General features: G+C 51.5%; 19 protein-coding genes. 15 read left to right on the top strand and 4 right to left on the bottom strand.

What is annotated here, in order from left to right; genetic code table 11:
- The first annotated feature begins 134 nt into the window (after positions 1-134).
- From SE18_RS00295 to SE18_RS00270, 6 genes are all read left to right on the top strand, one after another.
- Positions 135-1,145, top strand: a complete 1,011-nt coding sequence (locus tag SE18_RS00295) for a YncE family protein (protein WP_054532415.1) — start codon at positions 135-137, stop codon at positions 1,143-1,145.
- An 84-nt stretch (positions 1,146-1,229) separates the two neighbouring features.
- A complete protein-coding gene (locus SE18_RS00290; protein ID WP_054532414.1) occupies positions 1,230-2,297 on the top strand; it encodes an SAM-dependent methyltransferase in 1,068 nt (355 codons plus the stop codon).
- A complete protein-coding gene (locus tag SE18_RS00285; RefSeq protein ID WP_054532413.1) occupies positions 2,290-3,075 on the top strand; it encodes a hypothetical protein in 786 nt (261 codons plus the stop codon). The genes SE18_RS00290 and SE18_RS00285 overlap by 8 nt, the downstream gene beginning before the upstream one ends.
- Before the next feature lie 265 nt (positions 3,076-3,340).
- A complete protein-coding gene (locus tag SE18_RS00280; protein WP_054532412.1) occupies positions 3,341-4,210 on the top strand; it encodes a gluzincin family metallopeptidase in 870 nt (289 codons plus the stop codon).
- 42 nt (positions 4,211-4,252) lie between these two features.
- A complete protein-coding gene (lgt, locus tag SE18_RS00275) occupies positions 4,253-5,155 on the top strand; it encodes a prolipoprotein diacylglyceryl transferase (protein ID WP_054532411.1) in 903 nt (300 codons plus the stop codon).
- 136 nt (positions 5,156-5,291) lie between these two features.
- A complete protein-coding gene (locus SE18_RS00270) occupies positions 5,292-6,671 on the top strand; it encodes a DUF5685 family protein (RefSeq protein ID WP_054532410.1) in 1,380 nt (459 codons plus the stop codon).
- A 63-nt stretch (positions 6,672-6,734) separates the two neighbouring features.
- Here SE18_RS00270 and SE18_RS00265 read toward each other — a convergent pair whose 3' ends face one another.
- From SE18_RS00265 to SE18_RS00255, 3 genes are all read right to left on the bottom strand, one after another.
- Positions 6,735-7,181 (bottom strand): DoxX family protein, encoded by a 447-nt coding sequence (locus SE18_RS00265; protein ID WP_054532409.1) that lies wholly within the window; start codon positions 7,179-7,181, stop codon positions 6,735-6,737.
- Positions 7,182-7,423: 242 nt separating this feature from the next.
- A complete protein-coding gene (locus tag SE18_RS00260) occupies positions 7,424-9,754 on the bottom strand; it encodes an FTR1 family iron permease (protein ID WP_054532408.1) in 2,331 nt (776 codons plus the stop codon).
- A 272-nt stretch (positions 9,755-10,026) separates the two neighbouring features.
- Positions 10,027-11,106: an EfeM/EfeO family lipoprotein gene (locus SE18_RS00255; protein WP_054532407.1), complete on the bottom strand. Its 1,080-nt coding sequence runs from the start codon at positions 11,104-11,106 to the stop codon at positions 10,027-10,029.
- A gap of 264 nt (positions 11,107-11,370) precedes the next feature.
- Between SE18_RS00255 and SE18_RS00250 the strand changes: the two genes are divergently transcribed.
- The 9 genes from SE18_RS00250 (at position 11,371) to truB (ending at position 20,248) form a co-directional block, all read left to right on the top strand.
- Positions 11,371-12,669, top strand: coding sequence for a hemolysin family protein (locus tag SE18_RS00250; RefSeq protein ID WP_054532406.1), 1,299 nt, complete (start codon positions 11,371-11,373; stop codon positions 12,667-12,669).
- Between the two features lie 120 nt (positions 12,670-12,789).
- Positions 12,790-13,389, top strand: coding sequence for a GNAT family N-acetyltransferase (locus tag SE18_RS00245; RefSeq protein ID WP_054532405.1), 600 nt, complete (start codon positions 12,790-12,792; stop codon positions 13,387-13,389).
- A gap of 73 nt (positions 13,390-13,462) precedes the next feature.
- Entirely contained in the window at positions 13,463-13,702 is a 240-nt protein-coding gene (locus SE18_RS00240; protein WP_054532404.1) for a hypothetical protein, read from the top strand.
- A 175-nt stretch (positions 13,703-13,877) separates the two neighbouring features.
- Entirely contained in the window at positions 13,878-15,212 is a 1,335-nt protein-coding gene (gene nusA, locus SE18_RS00235; protein WP_054532403.1) for a transcription termination factor NusA, read from the top strand.
- A 3-nt stretch (positions 15,213-15,215) separates the two neighbouring features.
- The gene (rnpM, locus tag SE18_RS00230; RefSeq protein WP_054532402.1) at positions 15,216-15,539 is read left to right on the top strand and encodes an RNase P modulator RnpM; all 324 of its coding nucleotides are present in this window, start codon (positions 15,216-15,218) and stop codon (positions 15,537-15,539) included.
- Between the two features lie 83 nt (positions 15,540-15,622).
- A complete protein-coding gene (infB, locus tag SE18_RS00225; protein WP_083469619.1) occupies positions 15,623-17,842 on the top strand; it encodes a translation initiation factor IF-2 in 2,220 nt (739 codons plus the stop codon).
- Between the two features lie 99 nt (positions 17,843-17,941).
- The gene (rbfA, locus tag SE18_RS00220) at positions 17,942-18,322 is read left to right on the top strand and encodes a 30S ribosome-binding factor RbfA (RefSeq protein ID WP_054532401.1); all 381 of its coding nucleotides are present in this window, start codon (positions 17,942-17,944) and stop codon (positions 18,320-18,322) included.
- A gap of 11 nt (positions 18,323-18,333) precedes the next feature.
- Complete coding sequence (locus SE18_RS00215) at positions 18,334-19,326, top strand: DHH family phosphoesterase (RefSeq protein ID WP_054532400.1); 993 nt, start codon at positions 18,334-18,336, stop codon at positions 19,324-19,326.
- Positions 19,327-19,351: 25 nt separating this feature from the next.
- On the top strand, positions 19,352-20,248 hold the full coding sequence (truB, locus tag SE18_RS00210; RefSeq protein WP_201783453.1) for a tRNA pseudouridine(55) synthase TruB: 897 nt from the start codon (positions 19,352-19,354) through the stop codon (positions 20,246-20,248).
- 323 nt (positions 20,249-20,571) lie between these two features.
- On the opposite strand, the gene SE18_RS00205 is transcribed toward truB, so the two are convergent.
- A complete protein-coding gene (locus SE18_RS00205) occupies positions 20,572-21,066 on the bottom strand; it encodes a hypothetical protein (RefSeq protein ID WP_054532399.1) in 495 nt (164 codons plus the stop codon).
- Positions 21,067-21,298 lie beyond the last annotated feature (232 nt).

Here is a 21,298-nt window from a genome sequence, read left to right as displayed (position 1 = left end):
AACGCTTGTGTTTCTGAAACGTTACAGAAGTATAGCACAGCAATCCTGCTGATGCAATAGACTTATTACAATGATTTGAATAACGCGGCACAACTGCTGCTATAGCCAAATCGGTAAAAATAGACGGGGATTATATGAACTATCGCGAATATCGCATTCCTGCGCCAAACGTGCGCTCGTTATGCTGGAACGATAATAGTTTGATTGATTGGGTTGCGGGCGGGACGCGCTATCAGCTTGATGGCAAGATTAAGCGTTCGGCCACGGTCTATCCGTATCCTTTTGATGCGGCGGTGCAATCGGCCTCAGGCGAGGTAGTGGTCATCTATCAACGCTTGGGAACGAAGGGCTTGGTGCTCAAAAATGGCAAAATTGTGCGCGAAATTAACCGCAGTTATTACTACGCCGATAGCTATGAATACCCGATTGCTGTGTTGCAACATGCCGATTTGAATGATGTGCTGCTGCACTGCCCCGATAAGCACAACCAACTTGATCTGGAGGATGTAGCAACTGGGCGGCGTTTGACTGAGGGCTGGAAGCGCAAACCAGTTGATATTTTTCATTCGCGCTTGAGCGTCAGTCCCAAAGGCACCTGGGTGGTCAGCGCCGGTTGGCAATGGCAGCCAGCCCATACCGTGGCAATCTACAAAGTCGATGAGCTATGGTCAGAGCCGCAAATTCTCGATACTGAAGGCTTTTGCCCGCCAATCAAAGTTGATATTAGCTCGGTCAGCTTTTTGGATGAACAAACTCTACTGATCATCACCGATGAGTTTGCCAACCTCAATGCAAATTTGGTTGATACGCTGGTGCAGCGGCGCGGAGCACATAGCATTGGCTACTACGATTTGGAAAATCGCCAATTTCGGGCAACTGTACAGGCAGCAGAAATCGTGGGCACGGCCATGGCCCTAAGCGAGCGCTATGTGGTCGGCTTCTTTGATCATCCCAAAGTATTCGATTGCACAACTGGCAAAGTGGTGCAGCGTTGGCCAGAGTTGGCTACTGGTCGCCAAACCCACAGCATGATCGGCAGGCTTGACCAAGCGCTGCCACCAACTGCCTTCGACCAAGCAAACAAGCGCTTTGCGGTTGCCGACGAAAAAGGCATTACAGTGATTGAATTGGATGTGCAGAAATGAATATCGTAGAATTAAGGTCGGCATTATCCCAACCTGTTCCGATGTATACTCTTCACACAATTTTATAGCCTGAGCGAGGACTCTATGGCCCATTCGGCATCTCTTTCAGCATTTGAGGAACTGGCAGAGCTTACAAGCCAGATGCTTGATCGCAATGGCTCGTATCTACAGTGGCAACAGGCAATTGAACGTTATTTCTCAATCTGCGTCAAGATCGTTGGCCATGGCGAAGTCGCAATTGAAACCAGCATTCATCGTGATACTCCATCACCCTATGGGCGCATGATTTCACCGCGCAATGCAGGTCGCTGTCTCCATGATTTCTTGCGCACAACGCGCTTTTTACAGGGTGTTTATGCTGCAATTCAGGAACTTCAGCAACGGTTTCCCAATCAATGCCTTCGGGTGCTCTATGCTGGTTCCGGACCATTTGCTCCACTCGCATTGCCACTTATGACGGTTTTTAAACCCACGGAAGTCCAATTTTGGGTTCTTGACTATCATCAATCAACCTTAGATTCAGTTCGTCAAATTGCAGCACATTTTCAGGTTGAGGACTCAATCCAAGCATTCATTCAGGCTGATGCAACCCAGTTTACGCCTGATGAATCCTATCATCTTGTAGTAACAGAAACGATGCAAAAGGGATTAGCCAATGAACCACAGGTTGCAATTACTGCCCATCTGCTCCGGAGCTTGCTGCCTGATGGCTTGCTAGTTCCTGAACGCATTACGGTCAATGCAATCCTGGTTAATCTGGCCAAGGAGTTTGATTTTAATAGTGATAATGCCACGCCTCAACGCCAACGCATCGAACTTGGGCCAATCTTTACAGTCGACCAAGCAACCATGAGTGGCTATTCTGTCACCTATCCTGAGCCATTAACCTTTCCAGCAATAACTGTTTCTATCCCCCCGATAACAACTGACATGCGATCGCTCGCCCTCCAGACTCAGATTCAGACCTATGGCGATATCCGGTTGGATGATTATGAGTCAGGACTAACCTATCTTACTGCAATCGATCATATCCAAATGCTACCACATGGTGGCACGTTGACCTTTCAATATATTCTTGATGATCAACCACGGTTTCTTTGGGAACTTGCAACTAGACCAATCACTCTTGATAGGATAGTGATTGATGCATGATGTGCTTGAATATCAAACCCAGCGCGATGGTTTAGTCGTCCAGTTACGCCAAACCCTCGCAGCTGATCAGCGTTTTGTAGCTGGATGGCTGGTTGGCAGTTTTGGCCGCAACGCTGCTGATGCAGTTAGCGATCTTGATCTGATGTTGCTAGTAGCCGAGGCAGCAAGCGCCCAATTATGCGCCAAACCAGCGATTAATCGCGCCAGCACAACGCCTGAACGAGCTGCCTTGTTTACAACATTTGGCCCAATTGCTGCGCTGTACGAAGCCCATCACAATGCGCCAGCAGGCGGAACTCAAAGCTTTGTCTGCTATCAAGGCACTGGCATAATGGTTGATTGGACATTAGTTCCAGCTGACAAGGCGCAACGTCCAGTCGATGCGCTGATCTTGTTTGAGCATGAGCCAATTGCAGTGGCAGCTGCCCCGCAGGTTGAGCCAAACCCAACTGAATTAATCAAAGAACGAGTGGCGTTTTTTTGGATGATGAGCGCAGTCACGATTAAATATCTAATTCGCCGCGATCATGGATTTGTGACGACATGGCTGGAAGAATTGCAACGAATTGTGCTTGAAGTCGAACGCTTAATCGAACAGCGACCATGGAGCTACCAGCATGGCTCGCGCAGCCAGTTTGCGGCGACAACGCTCGCCCAAAAACAGGTAATTCAAGGCCTGATTGCGACAATGCTGCAATTAACCTCGCCGCTTGCTGAGCTTAGGCCCGCACCTTTGCCAGAGCTTGAGCGTTTGTTAGCATTGGTTGAGGATAATTAATTCAAAAAGCTCAGCCATTCGCGCTGTGCTCCATCCACAAAACAATCATAGTCCACTAGATACATATTAGGGGGTGCTGGGGGATGAAAACCCCCGGCGTTTCCCTCCGGCGGAGGGACGGAAGGGTGGAGAACCAATACCTAATTATGATCGATTGTCAATTACAAATCAATTGACAAAGAACCGCAATCAACATAAAGCCTACCCTCATCAGGAAGCTCCAATGGTACAATAGCCGCTGCTGATGTGTAGATTGGGGCTGGCGATGCGGCGAAAAAAACCATTAGATTGGGCAACTCTTGGGCCAATTGCGGTGCTTTTGGGCTTATTGCTATTAATTGTTAACCAGCTCAATCAACCAAAAACCCGTTATGCGCCGCTAGGTGCGTATTTCAGCGATGCTGCTGCTAGTGTGCCGCAAAGCCAAGTTACGCCACTGCCACCAACCACCCTGCAAGCAATTGAACAAAGCAATGCCGCCGGAAGCTCCAACCAAATCGATTTGGTGCTCGAAACCGAGCTGTACCAAGACCAAAGCAGCGAATTGGCGGGCGAGCTACAAACAGCGCTCGATTATGTTCAAGAACGCACTAATATTCGCCTAAGCGACCGTGTGACCGTGGTCATCAGCCAAGATGGGCAGTGTGGTTTTCATGGCGTGACCTACTCCGATGTGCGCGTGATTTACATTTATAGTTGCGCTGGAGTTGCCCGCAGCCGCGTGGTTAATATCGCCGCCCATGAATTTGTGCATCAATTGGAGCAAGATCGCTATGGCGCTGCCCATTTGAGCGCCGACTTGGCGCTGTCTGAGGGTTTTGCAACCTGGGGTGCAGGCCGCTATTGGCTTGGCAGTGCCAACGATTTTAGTAGTTTTGCCCGCGATTATAAGGCCAATGGTCAAGCCTTGCCGCTTGCCACGCACTACGCCAGCGTTGGCATCGACGGCATGAATGTGCTCTACTATCAATGGGCGAGTTTTGTCGATTATTTGATTAACAGCTATGGCCGCGAAGCCTTCGATCAATTGTATGTTTCTGGCGGCGAGCGCCAGCCTGGCGCGGCAAACTATGCTGCAATCTACAATCGATCGTTTGGTTTGTTAGAGGCTGAATGGCAGCAAACACTCGATTAGGCCGTGCTACAATGGCCCAAGCAATTGTTCTAAGGAGAGTCTATGCAACCGCCGTTTGGTCCAAATTTGCTTGAATTAGGCCCGATTATTATTCGAATGTATGCGATTGCCATTTTGAGTGGCGCGATGCTTGGTGGCTGGTTGGGTGCGCATCGCGCGCGCGCTCGTGGCTACAACCCTAATATAGTGTGGGATTGGTTGATCGTTGGCTTGATTTTGGGCGTTGCCGGAGGCCGGATTTGGTATGTCGCCTCGTCGTGGCCCCAATATCGCGATGGCCCATTCATCGATATGATCAACACCACCAAAGGCGGGCTGGCAATTCACGGCGCAATCGTTGGGGCAGTGCTAACGGTCATTATCGCCTCGTGGCGCACCAAAACCAATGCTCTGACATGGATGGATATCATGGCTCCATGTTTGAGCGTTGGCCAAGCAATTGGGCGCTGGGGCAATTTTTTCAACAACGAAGCCTATGGCGGCCCAGTCAATAACGGCTTGCCTTGGAACTTAAACATTCCCGCGCAATATCGGATTCGTGGCACCGAACAATACGATGCAGCAACCCGCTTTCATCCAACCTTCCTGTATGAATCATTCTGGAATTTGGGCGTGTTGTTTGCAATCGTGTTTATCGAGCGCCGCTTCCGTGGTCGCTTGCGCAACGGCGATTCATTGTTGATCTACGGTGTGCTCTATTCAATTGGCCGCTTCTGGATCGAAGATCTACGGGTTGATAAGCTGTGTACTGGCGGGGTTGGTGGCGCTGCATGTGGCGATAGCCTTTCAACCGCCCGTTTGACCAGCATTGTTTTGATTGTGGTTTGTAGCAGTTTGTTTGTGCTGCGCCGCGCCTTACAACGCCGCCCACCAGCCAGCAGCTACCAACAATGGGACAACCCTTGGCAACCAGAGCCAAGCGAGCCAGCCAGCACAGCCGCTTAATCATCAGAGAGCTTGGGGGGTGGCTACCTCAGGCTCTTTTTGCGCAACAATCAGCCCCTAAACCACGTACCTTTTGCAAGATTTTCTCCCAAGTCTGGCCATTTTCTGCGATGTTCTTTTTGAGAAAGGGCGTATTATGTTTGGCGTTTTGCGTGGGTGCTCGCCGCACCTCGATCAATCGACCCATGCCGCTTGGTGGAGCCATATTTGTGGCATGTGCCTCACATTGCGCGATCAGCACGGCCAAGTTGCTCGCATCACCACCAATTACGATGCAGCCTTACTTTCGGCCTTATACGAAGCGCAACGCCCTGAACAAGGCGCACGGCGCACCAGTGTTTGTGCCTTACGCAGCTTTCGCGCGCTCGATGTGGTTGCTGCTGATGATCATGGCTCGCGCTATGCAGCAGCAGTTAGTTTGCTGATGGCAGCAATTCGGCTGCGCGACAATGTGGCCGACCGCGATGGCTGGGCTGGCAAGGTTCCATTCGTTGCCAAGACGGTTGCTCAACGTTGGGATAAGCAGGCAGAGCAAACTGCCCGCGAATTGGGCTTCGAGCCAGCCTTGCTGCGCGAACAAGCAATTGCCCAAGCAGCAGTTGAAGCCTTGCCCAACACCGATTTCTGCACCTATTCAGCACCGACGGAAGCCGCTGTCGGCGCGGCCTTTCGGCATACCGCAATTTTAGCCAACCAGCCAAGCAATGCCGAGCCGCTAGAGCAAATGGGCCGCATGTATGGCCGCATGATGTTGCTGCTCGATAGCTACGGCGATTTTGCCGAAGATCAAGCGCGCGGCCATTTTAATGCCTTGAATGCTACACCCCAAGCTGAATTGCGCACCACAGCGCATAAAATTTTCAACGATGCCTTGGTAACGTTGCGGCAACACTGGCAACGCTTAACCCTCTTGCAAGCCCATTTGGTTGAGGTGCTGTTGCTCAATATGTTGCCAGCAATTGGCTCAAAAGCTTTTGGGGCTTGCAAACGCCATAGTTTAGTCTGCGCTACTGCATTGCCAGTGGCCGCCGCTTTGTTGCCAGCCATGGCCAGCGATTACGACGATGATCCTTCGCGTCGCGACCCCAACCGCGCCTACACTGGGCCAACGCGGGCGCTCAAACCCCACGAAAACCCAGAGTACCAAGGCCAATACCCGCAACAACCGCCCTACCAAGGCCAACAATATCCTTCGCAATATCCGCCGCCGTACAATCCCAACGATCCAGGGATGTTGCCACCAGGTACGTTGCCGCCAGCCAGCTCGCATCCAGCGCCGCAAGGCCATTATCAAGATAGCAAACGTGATGTCGCCTTGGGTGCGGCCTTGTGTTGCTGCCAAAGTCGTCGCCATTCGCATCGCTCACGAATTAAGTGTTGTGATGATGATTGCTGTGATTGTTGTCAATGTTCATGTTTGTGTTGCGATGCAGCTGATGCTTGCGAAGGCGGCTGTAGCTGTTGCGAATGCGGCAGTTGCTGCGAATGTGGCGATTGTTGTAGCTGCGATTGTTAAAATGCCGACCCCGCCATGCGTCTAGGCTGCATGGCGGGGTCGCAGTGTGTATCTGTAAGTTATTTAGGCGCGAGCAGTAATTTGGCGGCCAGTCAAGCGTGGGCTGAGCAAGTTGTCAAGCGCCAATGAGCCTGAACCAAGCAAGACCAAGGCAAGGCTTGCCCCAATCAAAGCCAACACATATTCGTAGCCACCATTTTGTGATGAGAAGCCGTTACTTGAGTGTACGGTTACCCAAGCCACAACCATGGCAATTGCTTCAGCCACTGCAACGTAGCGCGTAAACAAGCCGAGCATCAACATAATCCCGCCAATCAGTTCAGTTGCAATCAACAAAACTGCCATAAAGGTTGGCGCTGGAATGCCAAGGCTGCCCAAAAAGCCAGCAGTGCCTTCAATCCCGCCATTGAATTTATCCAAGCCATGCATAAAAAAAATAAAACCAACCACAATTCGCAAAATAGCGATCCCAAATCCTGGCTTATCGAGTAATTTATTAATGCTTGCCATGACCGTGTGCTCCTTTCAAGCAGAGGTGAATTTCAAACCTCGGTCACTATAAAGCTAGATAGTCCGAAACAACGTCCTTGCTCACGTCCCAAAGGTCAATAAAAGATTAATAAACGATGAAGTTGTGATGAAGATTGCTGAGAAACTTAGCTAACAAACTTAATTTTAGGCTTAAATACCAATCCCCTGCCAGAAATTGTTCTGAGCCGGGGATTGACCAGCGTGAGCGACATTAATTAAATTTACTTGGCAGGCGCACTTTGACGTTTAACCGCAACTTCGGTTTTGCGATGTTGCAAGTGCTCAGCAATCACATACGAGCCAATAACGAAGGCCGCAGCTGCCACTTGTGAGGCAATGCCTTCCCAGGTTGCATAGAAGCCCAGCCACATATTGGCCCAATAGGGAACTTCAAGGCTACGAATTGGGTGCAACGGCATCCAACCAACCAGTTGCATAATGTGCACCGTATTGCCAACCATAACCAGCAGCACCGCGCCAATCATCACGCCAGTGACGATCAACATCTTCTTATGCGGCAATTTGGCTTGCAAACCAAAGACCAGCACCCCAACCAAGGCCGTGCCGCCAAGCCCCAGCGCAACCCCACCAAGCACCACTTGGGTGCTGGCTTCGAGCACCAGCGCTTGCAAAAAGAGCACAGTTTCAACGCCTTCGCGATAGATGCTGGTAAAGCCTAAGGTGATCAAACCCAGCCAAAGCCCAGCTTTGCCACCAATAATCCGGCGTTTTTGAGCATGGAAATTGGCCATCCAACCTGTCCAATAGACTTTATGGAAGAACCAGTTGGTGATCAACAGCAAGACGCCAATCGCAATCAACGAAACAATCGCCTCGATCTTTTCTTGGTCGCCACGCCGAATTAGTTCGTTGATCAGGCCACGCGCCAACATCCACGTTAGAGCTGTAGCAACCATGGCGAGGGCTGCGCCAATCCAAATTGGCTTGCGATAGCTGCGTTGTTCGCCAATTTTGAGGCTGGCAAGCAGCGAGGCCAAAATCAACACTGCCTCTAAGCCTTCGCGAAACACAATCACGGCAGCGCTGGTTGCCACAGCTTCAGGCGTGCTCGAACCGCCAAGCGCATCTTGCGCCAAATCGAGTTGTTTATCCAAGGCTTGGCGGCTAGCGCGAATATCGCTCAACGGCGCTTTTTGGCGAATCAACTCTGCAAGGCCAGTAAATTCGTCTTTGCCATACCAAAAGAGGTTTTCAATGGGCGCTTTGTATTCTGGCGCAAACACAATCAAACGGGCTTCTGGGCCAGATTCAAGCACAGCGTAGGCTTCCAAACGCGCCGATTCGGCCAGATCATATTGATCGCCAGCAACAGCATTTTCCATTTGATCAAGCATTGAATCGATCACATCGAAATCGCCTTCGAGGCTCGATTTTTGCCACTCGGCAGGCATAATTGCCGCCAAAGTTGTGTTAATGCTATCAATTTTGGCTTGCACTGCATCGGGGTCGGCGACGCTGGTACGTTGGGCCGCAGCGGTCAGTATTGTTTCCAATTCGCGTAGATCGCTGGCAACTTGTTGGGTTTTGGTTGGATCAATTTCGACCAACAGGCTTTCAAGGTCGCTGAAGGCAGCAGCAGCCCCATTGCGGAAGGTCGTCGCTTCTTGAATTTCGAGATCCAGCGTAACTTGGCCGTTGCGCACGCCACGTTCATATTCAACTGGCACGAGGCTCAAGAAGCGGCGCAATTGACCAGCGCGACGCACTTGCTCTGCTGGGCTAAGCGGAGCCGCCCGAAAACCACTGAGCGAGCCTTCAAAGCTCGTAATTGCCGTTTCCAAATTGTTATTGCTCAGCGCTGCTTCGCGCAAGTTTTCAGCATTAGTCAAAGCTGCATCAGCTTTATCAGGGTGTTGCCCGCGATAGGCTGGCTCTAAAATAGCGAAATAGCCTTGAATGGCCGCACCTGCTTCTGCTTGTTGAATCCGATTGCCTTTTTGGGCAGCGCTGCGCAAGGTACGCAAACTTTCGTTAAGTTTGGCTTGGTAGGTATCCAACAAATCTGCATCGAGGGCAATGCGGGCATCGGCGGCGCTGTAGGCTGCTTGTTTCCATTGCTCGATAGCGCGGGCTGCATCGCCGTTAGGGCGTGAAAAGCGCGTTGCATTGCGAAACTCGCGCACAGGCAGCCATTGCAAGGCTTGTTCAGGCTTGTCCGTATCAATCGCTTGGCCAACGATGCCATAACTGGCTTTGAGCAAATCAATCCAGAGCAAGGCTCGGTGTTGGGCAAAGGCCGCAACATCGTTCGTCCTCAAGGCTTGAGCCAAATCTGCCCAGCGCGTGGCGATTTCAGCAGCCTGTTGGGGAGCCAAGCTGGTCAAATCCTGCGCCAGCGCTTGATCATACAAGGCTTGGGCTTCGCTGACCAGGCTTTTGGCTTTGGCAGCATCAGTCGTGAGCGATAATTGGGCTTGCACCAACAACGAACGCACCGATTCGCTGGCCTGGGCTGGTGATGGTTCGGCGGCCATGGCCGACCATGGCAATAAGGCAACGACCAACGCCAGCAAAAAACGACGCAACCACATACAAGCTCCTAAAATTGTGGTTTGCTGCTGCTCATAATGGGCAACAGCAAAATAAACCGACAAAGGACGTGAACTGTATGCCAACAGTTCACGCCCTTTACTGCTTAAGTTTTGTGATGGAGGGACGCACACCCAAACTCCATCGACCTTGCTCCGGCGCAACTTCTTTCTCACTGAGCGCATAGATATCCCTGTGAGCAGTATACCTATTTTGGTTTGATTTGCGAATCAGTTCGGGAACCGATTTTTAGCCTAACCCTGCAATTTTCAGCTTACTCGCTAATTTTGACATTCAAGCGAGCAGCAATTTGGCTAACTTGGCCAGTAATTGCATCAGCACGATTTTGGGCTTCAGCACCAAGCAAATCGGCTTCTTCAGCGGTAAAGCGTTGGCCAGCTTGTTCTTTTTTGTGCACATCGGCAACAAAATCGCGCAGACCTTGTAAGTTGGTCTTGATTTGGCGATCTTGGTCGGCGTCGAGCGTGGCAATTTTGGGGCTAAGGCTATCGTAAACAACTTGCAAGCTGCCCAAAATATCGCCAATATCGGCCAAACGTGAGATCGCCACGAAATCGCGTTGGGTGCTGCTATCACCAGCAACAAAGCGCGAGTTCTTCCACGAATCGAAATATTCGTTCATGGTTGGCACCATCACGACCAAGGCGCTGAATGCGTCGCTGTCGGTTGGCTCCCAGGCTTTGGCGGCGGTATCAAGCTCGGTTGCGGTAGCCTTGAGCTTTTGGGCTGCTGCCAACAAGACATTGGCTTCTGGCAACGATTCGCCAAATTCAAGCGTGCCATTGCCGTTAATGTCTGCTTCAACATCGGTGATGCGGAAGGCATCATAGGTGCCCCAGAGCGTGCTTTCGGTTACGCCAAACAAGTTGCCAGGCTTGGCAATCGTGCGGCCATCAGCCAAGCTCAAATCATAATTGACCACGCTATCGCCGCCTTCTTCAGCAGAAGAACCAGCGTCAAGCGTTACGTCGAAATCGGCCAAGCTCCCTACGCCTGCAACGATCCCTTCCATTTGTTCGTAGGTAGGGCTGGATTTCAACCAAGCTGCTTTGGCCTCGTTCAAGGTCGTGCCAACCTCAGCTTGCTTGCTGTTCCAAAGGGTTGCATAATCGAAATTAGCAGCTTTGGCCAAATCATAATAGCGCTGGCTGGCGGTTTCCAAAGCGGTGGTACTGGTGATCAAATCACCAGTTTTGCCTAAAAGATAGGTCTTGATTGCGCCAAGTTCGCCAGCGGCGGTTGCTTGGGTTGGTTGCGTGGTAGGAACAGCCTCTTCAGCCCCACAGCCGAAAAGCACTGTTACGAGAGTTAATGCACAAAGCCAACGATACATGAGCCAGAAACCTCCACATGCCAAGGTCTAGTTAAATCATTTAGTACGGAAAAAACAGTTTTTATTGCGATTGGCAGAGTATACGTCGCGCTATTCGTTCTGTCAAACGAGAATGATTCTTAGATTTAGCTGCCGAATTAGGCCCAAAGCTGCTTCAACGCGACGCTCAGTCAATGGTACAATTTGTGATATTAGAGCACAAGAAATCTCAATGAAAATTAACCTGTGCTGGAGCCATTCTATGTTTGAGAAAGGAACAATTGAATGCTAAGTGACATAGCCAGCGAGCTAGGAATTGTCTTGGTATTGCTGGTTGCCAACGGGGTTTTTGCTGCATCGGAGCTAGCCATGGTTTCGGCGCGGCGTTCTCGCTTAGAACAACAAGCCGCCGATGGCGATCTTCGGGCAAAGAAGGCCCTGCAACTCGCCGACCAACCTGATCGCTTATTAGCCACCGTTCAAGTTGGGATCACCTTAATTGGTACGTTTGCAGCAGCTTTTGGGGGCGCGAACATTAGCAAACCCTTTGCCGAATATCTGAAAACGATTCCTGCGCTCGAGAGTTATGCCGATTCAATTGCCTTTACGGTGGTTGTATTGCTCATCACCTATCTTTCGTTAATTATTGGTGAGCTTGTGCCCAAACGCTTAGCCTTGTTGCATGCAGATACGATTGCCCGCAACCTTGCGCCATTGCTTTCGTGGCTTTCGTGGCTTACCCGCCCAATCGTTTGGGTGCTTACCAATTCATCAACTTTGATTTTGATGTTGATTGGCCAGAATAAAAAACCTGATTCTAGCGTCACCGAAGACGATATTTTGTATATGACCCGTGAAGGCCGCGCTGGCGGCACAGTGGCCTTGCATGAAGAAGCCTTGATCTCGCGGGTCTTCGATTTTTCGGATCGCACGGCGCGAATGCTGATGACACCTCGCCCCGATGTGGTCGCGGTCAGTGCCAACACCCCACTTGCTGAAATTACGCGGATTGCGGTAGAGCATGGCTATTCGCGCATGCCAGTTTACGAAGGCGATTCGCTTGACCGCTCGATTGGCACGATCTATATAAAGGATGTCTTGCCATCGATGTTGGGCAACGACCAACGCCAACTGCGTGAATTGGTGCGCCCGCCAACCTATGTGTTGGAGCACGAGCCAGTTTCCAAAATGTTGAGCCTGTTTCGCCGAACTGGCTCACATATGGCCTTGGTTGTCGATGAATATGGCCAGATTTCGGGCATTCTGACCCTCGAAGATGTGTTAGAAGAACTGGTTGGCGATATTCGTGACGAATATGATTCCAACGAAGAACAAACCATGGTCAAACGTGATGATGGCTCATGGCTGATCGACGGCTCTGAATCGTATGCGGTAATTGCCGATCGCTTAAACATTTCAATTAATGATGCCAACGATTTTGTGACGATCGCAGGCTATGTGCTCAACGAGCTGCATCGCTTGCCCAATGTTGGCGATCATGTGGCTTGGGATGATTATGATGTTGAAGTCATCGATATGGATGGGCGGCGGATTGATAAAGTCTTGATCAAAAAACGCGCCTAAACTGCTTAATCGCTAATTGGCAATGACGAAGCTCGTTTGAGTTTCGTCATTTGCGTTAATCGCTCGTTGGTTGAATTAATTGTTGATAAAGCCCGTCACGTGTTTACAACAAGAGGTGATATGCTTGATTTAGATCGTGCTTTAGCCCAATTTCCCGTGTTGGAGACCGAGCGCCTGATCTTGCGCCAGCCAGTTTTAGCCGATCGCGACCCCATGTTTGCGATTATGGCCGACCCACAGGTCTTGCGCTATTTTGGTCAATTACCAATGCAAACGCCTGAGCAATCAGAAAATCGCTTAAACAGTCTCAAACGATCGTTTGAGCAAAAAATTGGCGTGCGCTGGGCCATCACCTTACGCGACCATGGCGAGTGGATTGGCTCTGGTGGGTTTTGGCGGTTTGAAAGCGAGCATGCGCGGGCCGAAATTGGCTACGAATTGGCAGCGCACTTCTGGGGCAAGGGCATTATGACGGAGGCCTTGCAGGCAATTCTCCAATTTGGTTTTGAAAGCCTGAAATTGCATAGCGTCGAAGCCCAGATTCACCCTGAGAATCACGGCTCGCGGCGGGCACTCGAAAAAGTTGGCTTTCGCCAAGAAGGGCTGCTACGCGAAAACTACTTTGACATTGTTGAAAACCGCTTCACCGACACAGTTTTCTTTGGTTTGCTAGGCGCTGATTGGCGGGCTGCGCAGGCCAAAAAGATTAACAACGGTTAAGCCAAAGCTTTGACTTTTTATCGGCGCTACGGTAGCATAACGAGCGATTGAAAACCCATGGAGGTTCTTACAGATGCGCAAACACATGTTGGCTAGCCTTGTTGTGCTAGCACTCTTGGCTGGTTGTTCAACCACCGGTTCAGCTCCAACCACAGCTCCAGTCACCAACCAACCAACCAATCCGGCTCCAGCAGCCCAAACCCCGGCCAGCTACCCAACGCCAGCAGATGGCAATGTGGTTGTTGAGCCAACCTTGGAGCCAGGCCAATACCCAGTGCCCAACTCGCAACCAACGGCCTACCCAACTCCCTAGGGTTGCACGGCCTTAGTGGTAGTGCTATACTATAATCAGTATGAAGTACACAGACCGAAACGTGGGTGTCCCCCACGTTTCTTCTTGTCAACAATGTTAACCAACGCAGGGTGGCTCCATCAAAGCAGGTATTATGTCGATACCTGACCCACTGCACCCCTAGGCGAGGCTAGATATGAAAAGTGATTTTTACGCAGCTATTTCACAGATTGCCGCCGAGCGCGGCATTCCCCGCGAGTCGGTGCAGGATGTGGTCGAGCAAGCCCTAATCTCCGCCTATCGGCGGTATTTGGGCAATAATCCACCACCCGTTGACGTTAAGATTGAATTAGAGCCAAATACTGGCCGCATTCGAGTTTACGCTGAAAAGCAAGTTGTCGATGAAGTGATGGATGATCGCTTCGAAATCGACATCGAAGATGCGCGCAACGTGCGTGCTGATGTTGAAATCGGCGAAACCGTCTATGTTGAAAGCACGCCCGACGATTTTGGTCGGATTGCCGCTCAAACGGCGAAGCAAGTTGTGCTCCAACGGATCAAAGAAGTTGAACGCGACCATATTTATGGCGAATATTTTGATCGCGAAGGCGAAATTGTTACTGCAACTGTGCAGCGCACCGCCAAAGGCAACGTGATTTTGGAAGTTGGGCGCGCAGAAGCGATTCTGCCGCAAAAAGAGCAAATTAGCCACGACAACTATCGTCATGGCCAGCGGCTCAAAGTCTATTTGATGGAAGCCCGCCGTGATGATCCCCGTGGCCCGCGTTTGGTGGCCTCGCGCACCCACAAAGATTTAATCAAACGCTTATTTGAGATGGAAGTGCCAGAAATTTACAACGGCACCGTTGAAATTAAATCAATTGCCCGCGAACCAGGCTTACGCTCGAAAGTAGCCGTCCATGCCCGTCAAGAAGGCATCGACCCGGTTGGCTCGTGCGTGGGGATGCGTGGGATTCGGATTCAAAATATTGTCAATGAATTGAACGGCGAGAAGATCGACGTGGTGCAATGGGGCGCTGATATGCGGGTATTTATTGCCAATGCCCTCAGCCCAGCCCAAGTCGTCGAAGTTCATCTTGATGAAGGCGAGAAAACGGCCACTGTGGTCGTGCCAGATAAACAATTGTCGTTGGCAATTGGCAAGGAGGGCCAAAACGTTCGTTTGGCAGCCAAACTGGTTGGTTGGCGCATCGACATCAAGAGCGCATCTTCACTCCTTGAGGAAGAACGCGCTGCTGCCGAAGTGCGCGAAGCTGCCGCGTCGGAACAAATGCTGCAAGAAGCAGCGCTTTCAACCGCCAAAGTCGAAACCCGCAAGGTTCGGGTCGATTCCTTGGTTACCTATCAAGGGCGCCAATACGGCCCATTGCCAGCAGAGATTATTGGCGAAGAAGTCGCGTTGCGTGCCGCCGCCCAAAAACTCAATATTTATTTCAATGACAAGCTCATTGCTAGCTATATCATCGATGATGAAGCTGGCGAGAGCGACGAGACGGATACCGAGGCATAGCCTATGGCTGCTCAAAAGCAGTCGCCGCGCCCACGCCATGTGCCACAGCGCATGTGTGTTGCTTGCCGGCGTACCGATAATAAACGTCAGTTGGTACGTCTTGTACGCTTGGCCGACCAAAGTGTTGTGGTCGATCCAAGCGGCAAGCAAGCGGGCCGCGGTGCATATCTCTGTGCTGAACGCCCATGTTGGACCAATGCGCTAAAGCGCGGGGCCTTAGAGCGAGCCTTGCGCGTCGAATTGAGCGCGATTGATCAGCAGGCTCTGCAAACAATTGCTGATCAATTTCCCGATGCTGACCCAGCGGTGGAGGCTGCGATGAACTAAGCCGCATCACTGCCTTCGCCTCTGGCTTCAGCTTCCCAAGCCCTTAAACACAAGTTTCGTGTTGGGCATTAGGAGGACTATAGATGCCAGTTTCTCAAAAAAATACCCGCGATGGCGTAAGTGATCGCGCAAACAATCGCAAATCATTATCTGCTAGCAGCGGCGGCAGCGGTGGCAACCGTGGCGGCGGCGGTGGCGGTGGTGGCAACCGTGGCGGCGGCGGTGGTAACCGCAATCGACCTCAATCGCCTGGTGGCGCACGCCCTACCCGTAGCGGCGAAGACGACCGTAACCGCACAGGTGGCGGCGGCGGCGGCGGCGGAAACCGCAACAACAATAACCAAAACCGGAGTAGCGGTGGCCCTGGTGGCAATCGCGGCGGCGGTGGTGGCGGTGTTCCACCTCGTGGCAGCGGTGGCGTTCCACCACGCGGCAGCGGCGGACGCGGCCAAAACAACAATCAACAAGGTGGTCGTGGCCGTGGCACACCAATGATGGCTCGCCCAGTTGCGCCTGCGCGCCCACGCGGCCCAGTTGAACTTGGCCCCGTTATGACTGTGCGTGAACTATCTGAAGCGCTGAGTGTTGGCGCAGCTGATATTATCAAAGAAATGCTCAAGCAAGGCATTTTGGCCAATATCAATCAACAGCTTGATTATGAAACTGCCGCTGTGATTGCCGCAGAATTTGATATTGAAACCAGTGAACATGTGCCCGAACGCATGGCTGGCTTGGTCGATGATATTGGCGATGCACTGCGCGCAGAAACCGCCGAAAATCTCAAAACTCGCCCACCAGTTGTCACAATCATGGGTCACGTTGACCACGGTAAAACCAAATTGCTCGATGCAGTGCGCTCAACGCGGGTTGCTGAAGGCGAAGCAGGCGGGATTACCCAACACATTGGGGCCTACCAAGTTGAAATCCATGGCCGCAAAATTTCGTTCTTGGATACTCCAGGCCACGAAGCGTTTACCGCCATGCGTGCCCGTGGAGCAACCGTCACCGATATTGTTATTTTGGTGGTTGCAGCAGACGACGGCGTGATGCCGCAAACGGCAGAAGCAATTGCTCACGTTAAGGCTGCTGGCGTGCCAATGATTGTGGCGATTAACAAAATCGACGTGCCTGGGGCCAACCCCGACCGCGTGCGCCAACAATTAGCTGTCGAAGGGATTGCGACTGAAAGCTGGGGCGGCGACGTTCCTGATGTCGAAATTTCGGCTAAGCACAAGAAAAACATCGATGGCTTGCTCGATATGGTGTTGTTGGTCGCCGATTTGCAAGAATTGAAGGCCAACCCCGATAAACCAGCCATCGGCACAATCGTCGAAGCTGAACTCGACAAGGGTCGTGGCCCAGTCGCAACCGTGTTGATCCAAAATGGCACGTTACGTCAAGATGATATTGTGGTGGTCGGCGCAACGCACGGCAAAATTCGGGCCATGTTTACCGATATTGGCCGCCGGATTCGGATTGCCGAGCCAGCCACACCAGTCTCGATCATTGGGCTTTCAGAAGTGCCACAAGCTGGCGATATTTTGCAAGTGCTCGATGATCCACGGATTGCCCGTGAAGTGGCAACGGTGCGCCAACGCCAACGCCAGATGGAGCATATGGCCAACCAGCTTGGCAAAGCAACCACGCTTGATGAAGTGTACAAACAAATTCAAGCAGGCAAAATCAAAGATCTTAACATTATTCTCAAAGCCGACGTACAAGGCTCAATTGGAGCCATCGAACACTCGTTGGCGCAGTTGAACGAGAAACAAAGCGAGATTCAAATCAAGATTTTGCACCGTGGCACGGGCACAATCAGCGAGTCGGACGTAAGCTTGGCCGTGGCATCGCACGCGATTATCATTGGCTTCAATGCCCGCCCTGATGCTGCTGCCCGCCGCAGCGCCGAAGCAAACGGAATTGATATTCGCTTCTACAACATCATTTACCAATTGATCGAAGACCTGAACAAGGCCATGATCGGGATGCTCGATCCTGAGATCAAGGAAGTGACCGATGGCTTTGCAGAAGTGCGCAATACCTTCCGCTTGCCATCACGCGAGGTTGTGGCTGGCTTGATGATGATCGACGGCAAAGTTACCCGCAACTCATTGGTTCGCGTTTTGCGCTCAGGGGTTGTGTTACACGACGGTCGGATTGGCTCGCTGCGCCGTTTCAAAGACGACGTGCGCGAAGTGCTTTCTGGCTACGAGTGTGGGATGCAGGTCGATGGCTTCAACGACATCGAAGCTGGCGATACGATGGAATTCTATCGCAAAGAAAAGATTATTCGCACCTCGTAAGCGCTGATTAACCGTTAGAGTGGAGACAAATAGATCTGTTGTTTGGAACAGGTGTGTTTGTCTCCATTCTGCATTATGAATCCTGTGGGAGTGACTGTTATGGCAAAAAATAAACGAGTTGAACAGGTTGCCGAAGAAATTAAAGTAATTTTGAGCAACGCGATTCAATTTGAAATTCAAGACCCACGCTTGGGCTTTGTGACCCTGACCAGCGTAAATGTTAGCCCAGATTTGTATCATGCCAATATCAACGTCAGCGTAATGGGCGATGATGCAGCGCGCAAAGATTCGATTGCAACCCTTGATCGGGCCAAAGGCTTTTTGCGGCGTGAGCTTGGCCAGCAAATGAAGTTACGGGCTGTGCCAGAGTTGCATTTCCATCTTGACGTGACGATTGATACGCGCCAACATATGGATGCGCTGTTCAACCAAGTGGACGAAGAACGGCGGGTTAATCCCCCAAAACTAGACGACGAATAAGGAATACCACGATGCTGTATACCACTATTCAACAAGCGGCTCCGGCCCTGCGTGATGCCATGACCGCCGCACGCCATATTTTGGTTACCTCGCATATCAATCCCGATGGAGATGCAGTTGGCTCAAGTATTGGGCTAACCCGCATTTTACGGGCGATGGGTTGTCGGGTAACTATGGTTTTGCCAACCGAACTGCCAAGTTTGGCGGTGGTTTTGCCCGATGCGCCAGAGGTTGGGGTTTATAGCCAAGGGGCAAGTTTGCCCGCCGATGTTGATTTAGTGGTGTTGGTCGATACTGGCAGCATCTCGCGGATTGAGCCAATTTTTAGCGCTGAACGGGCCTATTTGGCTCAACGCCCATTGTTGGTGATTGATCATCATGCCACCAATAGCGGCGAAGGCTTTTTAAACTTGGTGATGACCGAAGCCGCCGCAACCTGCGAAATTTTGGGCTTGCTGGCCCAAGCGTGGAACCAAGCAATTGATGCAGAAACCGCAACCGCCTTGTTGATGGGCTTGGTGACTGATACCCAAAGCTTCCAAACCTCGCATACCAGCCCGCGCACCTTGCGGGTTGCCGCCGATTTATTGGCGCTCGGCGGGCGCTTAAACGAGGTTATGCGCTCGATGATGTATGGCAAGCCGTTTGCCCATGCCAAAGCTTTGGGCATGGCAATTGAGCGCATGCACGACGAAGGCGATATTATCTGGACTGAATTTACCCAAGCCATGCAACAAGGCACTGGCGCAGATGATGAGGCTGGCGATGAAATTACAGCCTATCTCAGCCGCGTTGCCACAGCCAAAGCCTATGTGCTGTTTAAAGAGCGGCGTGATGGCACGGTGAAAATCAGCATGCGCTCGCAGCCTGGGATTGATGTTGGCAGTGTGGCCCATAGCTTGGGTGGTGGCGGCCATCGCGAAGCTGCTGGCGCAACTTTGCAGCTTGGCTTGGACGAAGCCCGAGATTTGGTGCTAAGCACATTACGGGTAGCCTTGGCCTAATTGATAGAAAGGTGCTGGCTCGTAGATGAGCGAGCCATTTTTGCGTATGCTGCATGGATTTTTAAACATCGATAAGCCCCAAGGCATGACCTCAACCGATGTGGTGCGGGTGGTCAAACGAACTGCACGCATGAAACGGGTGGGCCATGGTGGCACGCTCGACCCAATGGCCACAGGCGTGCTGCCAATTGCTTTGGGCAATGCCACCCGTCTGCTCGAATATCTACAAGAGGAAGATCGCAAAGCCTATACTGCAACATTGCGGCTTGGCATCACCACTGATAGCGACGATGCAGAAGGCAACGTGATTGCTGAATCGGCGGTTCCTGCGCTTGAACCAGGCTTGATTGAACACGTCTTGAGCCAATTTCGCGGCGCAATCGAACAAGTGCCGCCACAATATGCAGCAATTCGGGTCGATGGCAAACGCATGTATGAGTATGCTCGCGAAGGCACGCATATCGAGTTGCCCGCCCGCCCAATCACAATCGAGCAGCTTGATTTGTTGGCTTGGGATGCGCAGCAATTAACGATCGCAGTCGATTGCAGCAAAGGCACCTATATTCGCGCCTTGGCCCGCGATATTGGGGCCTTGCTTGGTTGTGGTGCGCACCTAACTGCCTTGCGGCGCACCAGAGCAGGAGCCTTTGATTTGAGCACAAGCATTGCATTGGCTGATCTTGATCAACAACCTGAGGTTTTGGCGGCGGCCTTGTTGCCACCACAGGCAGCGATTGCCAACTGGCCTTTAATCTCGCTGCCTGAGGCGGTTATCGCCGATGTGCGCATGGGGCGGGTTGTGCAGGTTGCGAGCACTGCCGAACGAGTAGGCTTGCTTGATCAAGCTGGCCAATTAGTGGCGATTGCGTTGTTGAGCGAAACTGGCTATCAGCCAATCAAGGTCTTTGCGCCCGAAGCGTAAAGCACATTATGAAGGATGAATTATGAGGGATGAGCTACAGAAACCGCAAAGAACGCGAAGAACACGAAGGCTACGTTTTTTGGCATAGATTATTAGGATGACGCGCACATGAATCACATCCTAATAATTTGGGGTTAAAGCTGTGCTTCTTGCAATTCGTAGTTTCGATAATTCATCTCTCATAATTACGTAAATCTGACCCCTGATCCCTAGCACCTGAACCCTCTGAACTATAGCTCAAAGGCTTCAGCCTAGAGCCACAGGTGCTATGGGCCGCTGCTCTTCACCTTCATGCCTCATCCTTCATCCTTCATCCCTCATAATTACTGGGTTGTATAGGGCAAAAAGACGAAATTGGCAGGCACAACTGAGAAGGTGCGGGTGATACTTTGGCCTTGGTAGGTGCTGCAATCATACTCAACATGCCAATACCATGGCGCAAGGGCATCGGCTGGCAGCGCTTGAGTTTGGGTATAACTGTAGGTAAACGGGACGATTGCTTGGCCTTGACCCATAACCCCAGTGAAAACATAATTCCGATCGCCAGGCCCATCGAGATGGATCGTATGACCACAGCGCGGGCCTTGCCAATTAAACGTCCATTTGTTGGGGGCAACTGGCTGGGGCAGAATAGCTTCGTTGGCAGGCGATTGGAGGGTAGGTTCTGGCCCTAGAGTTGCGGTTGGGCCGCCAAACGATTGGGCAAGGCTGCTTGTGGTTGCTGAAGTGGCATGATTCGGTGCAAGCAACGTTCCGACGATGAACAGTCCGATCAGCCCTATCACAACGATAGCGCCTGTGCGTTCGATCAAATTCATACCATCCTCCTAATATGGAGCAGCAGCTGAATCAGCAACAACCATATGCTCCAGTTTGATAGTAATTTTTTCGAGCACAAGAAGCAATAGCCGATCTAGGCTAGATTAGCGTTTTTGATCCACGAAGAGCACGAAGTACCGTAACCACGAAGAGCACGAAGGCTGATTTTTTAGCCACGAATTCCACGAATTCCATGAACGATCATTTTTTGAGCCACAGATTGGCTCAGAT

The sequence above is a fragment of the Herpetosiphon geysericola genome (assembly GCF_001306135.1).
GTDB classification, from domain to species: domain Bacteria; phylum Chloroflexota; class Chloroflexia; order Chloroflexales; family Herpetosiphonaceae; genus Herpetosiphon; species Herpetosiphon geysericola.
The sequence above is the reverse complement of the archived record's forward strand: the minus strand, read 5'-3'. Positions and strand labels throughout refer to the sequence as shown.

Excerpts from the sequence above, each read along its gene's own strand:
- SE18_RS00295 (WP_054532415.1), top strand. The coding sequence starts at position 135 with ATGAACTATCGCGAATATCGCATTCCTGCGCCAAACGTGCGCTCGTTA.
- SE18_RS00290 (WP_054532414.1), top strand. The coding sequence starts at position 1,230 with ATGGCCCATTCGGCATCTCTTTCAGCATTTGAGGAACTGGCAGAGCTT.
- SE18_RS00285 (WP_054532413.1), top strand. The coding sequence starts at position 2,290 with ATGCATGATGTGCTTGAATATCAAACCCAGCGCGATGGTTTAGTCGTC.
- SE18_RS00280 (WP_054532412.1), top strand. The coding sequence starts at position 3,341 with ATGCGGCGAAAAAAACCATTAGATTGGGCAACTCTTGGGCCAATTGCG.
- lgt (WP_054532411.1), top strand. The coding sequence starts at position 4,253 with ATGCAACCGCCGTTTGGTCCAAATTTGCTTGAATTAGGCCCGATTATT.
- SE18_RS00270 (WP_054532410.1), top strand. The coding sequence starts at position 5,292 with ATGTTTGGCGTTTTGCGTGGGTGCTCGCCGCACCTCGATCAATCGACC.
- SE18_RS00265 (WP_054532409.1), bottom strand. The coding sequence starts at position 7,181 with ATGGCAAGCATTAATAAATTACTCGATAAGCCAGGATTTGGGATCGCT.
- SE18_RS00260 (WP_054532408.1), bottom strand. The coding sequence starts at position 9,754 with ATGTGGTTGCGTCGTTTTTTGCTGGCGTTGGTCGTTGCCTTATTGCCA.
- SE18_RS00255 (WP_054532407.1), bottom strand. The coding sequence starts at position 11,106 with ATGTATCGTTGGCTTTGTGCATTAACTCTCGTAACAGTGCTTTTCGGC.
- SE18_RS00250 (WP_054532406.1), top strand. The coding sequence starts at position 11,371 with ATGCTAAGTGACATAGCCAGCGAGCTAGGAATTGTCTTGGTATTGCTG.
- SE18_RS00245 (WP_054532405.1), top strand. The coding sequence starts at position 12,790 with ATGCTTGATTTAGATCGTGCTTTAGCCCAATTTCCCGTGTTGGAGACC.
- SE18_RS00240 (WP_054532404.1), top strand. The coding sequence starts at position 13,463 with ATGCGCAAACACATGTTGGCTAGCCTTGTTGTGCTAGCACTCTTGGCT.
- nusA (WP_054532403.1), top strand. The coding sequence starts at position 13,878 with ATGAAAAGTGATTTTTACGCAGCTATTTCACAGATTGCCGCCGAGCGC.
- rnpM (WP_054532402.1), top strand. The coding sequence starts at position 15,216 with ATGGCTGCTCAAAAGCAGTCGCCGCGCCCACGCCATGTGCCACAGCGC.
- infB (WP_083469619.1), top strand. The coding sequence starts at position 15,623 with ATGCCAGTTTCTCAAAAAAATACCCGCGATGGCGTAAGTGATCGCGCA.
- rbfA (WP_054532401.1), top strand. The coding sequence starts at position 17,942 with ATGGCAAAAAATAAACGAGTTGAACAGGTTGCCGAAGAAATTAAAGTA.
- SE18_RS00215 (WP_054532400.1), top strand. The coding sequence starts at position 18,334 with ATGCTGTATACCACTATTCAACAAGCGGCTCCGGCCCTGCGTGATGCC.
- truB (WP_201783453.1), top strand. The coding sequence starts at position 19,352 with ATGAGCGAGCCATTTTTGCGTATGCTGCATGGATTTTTAAACATCGAT.
- SE18_RS00205 (WP_054532399.1), bottom strand. The coding sequence starts at position 21,066 with ATGAATTTGATCGAACGCACAGGCGCTATCGTTGTGATAGGGCTGATC.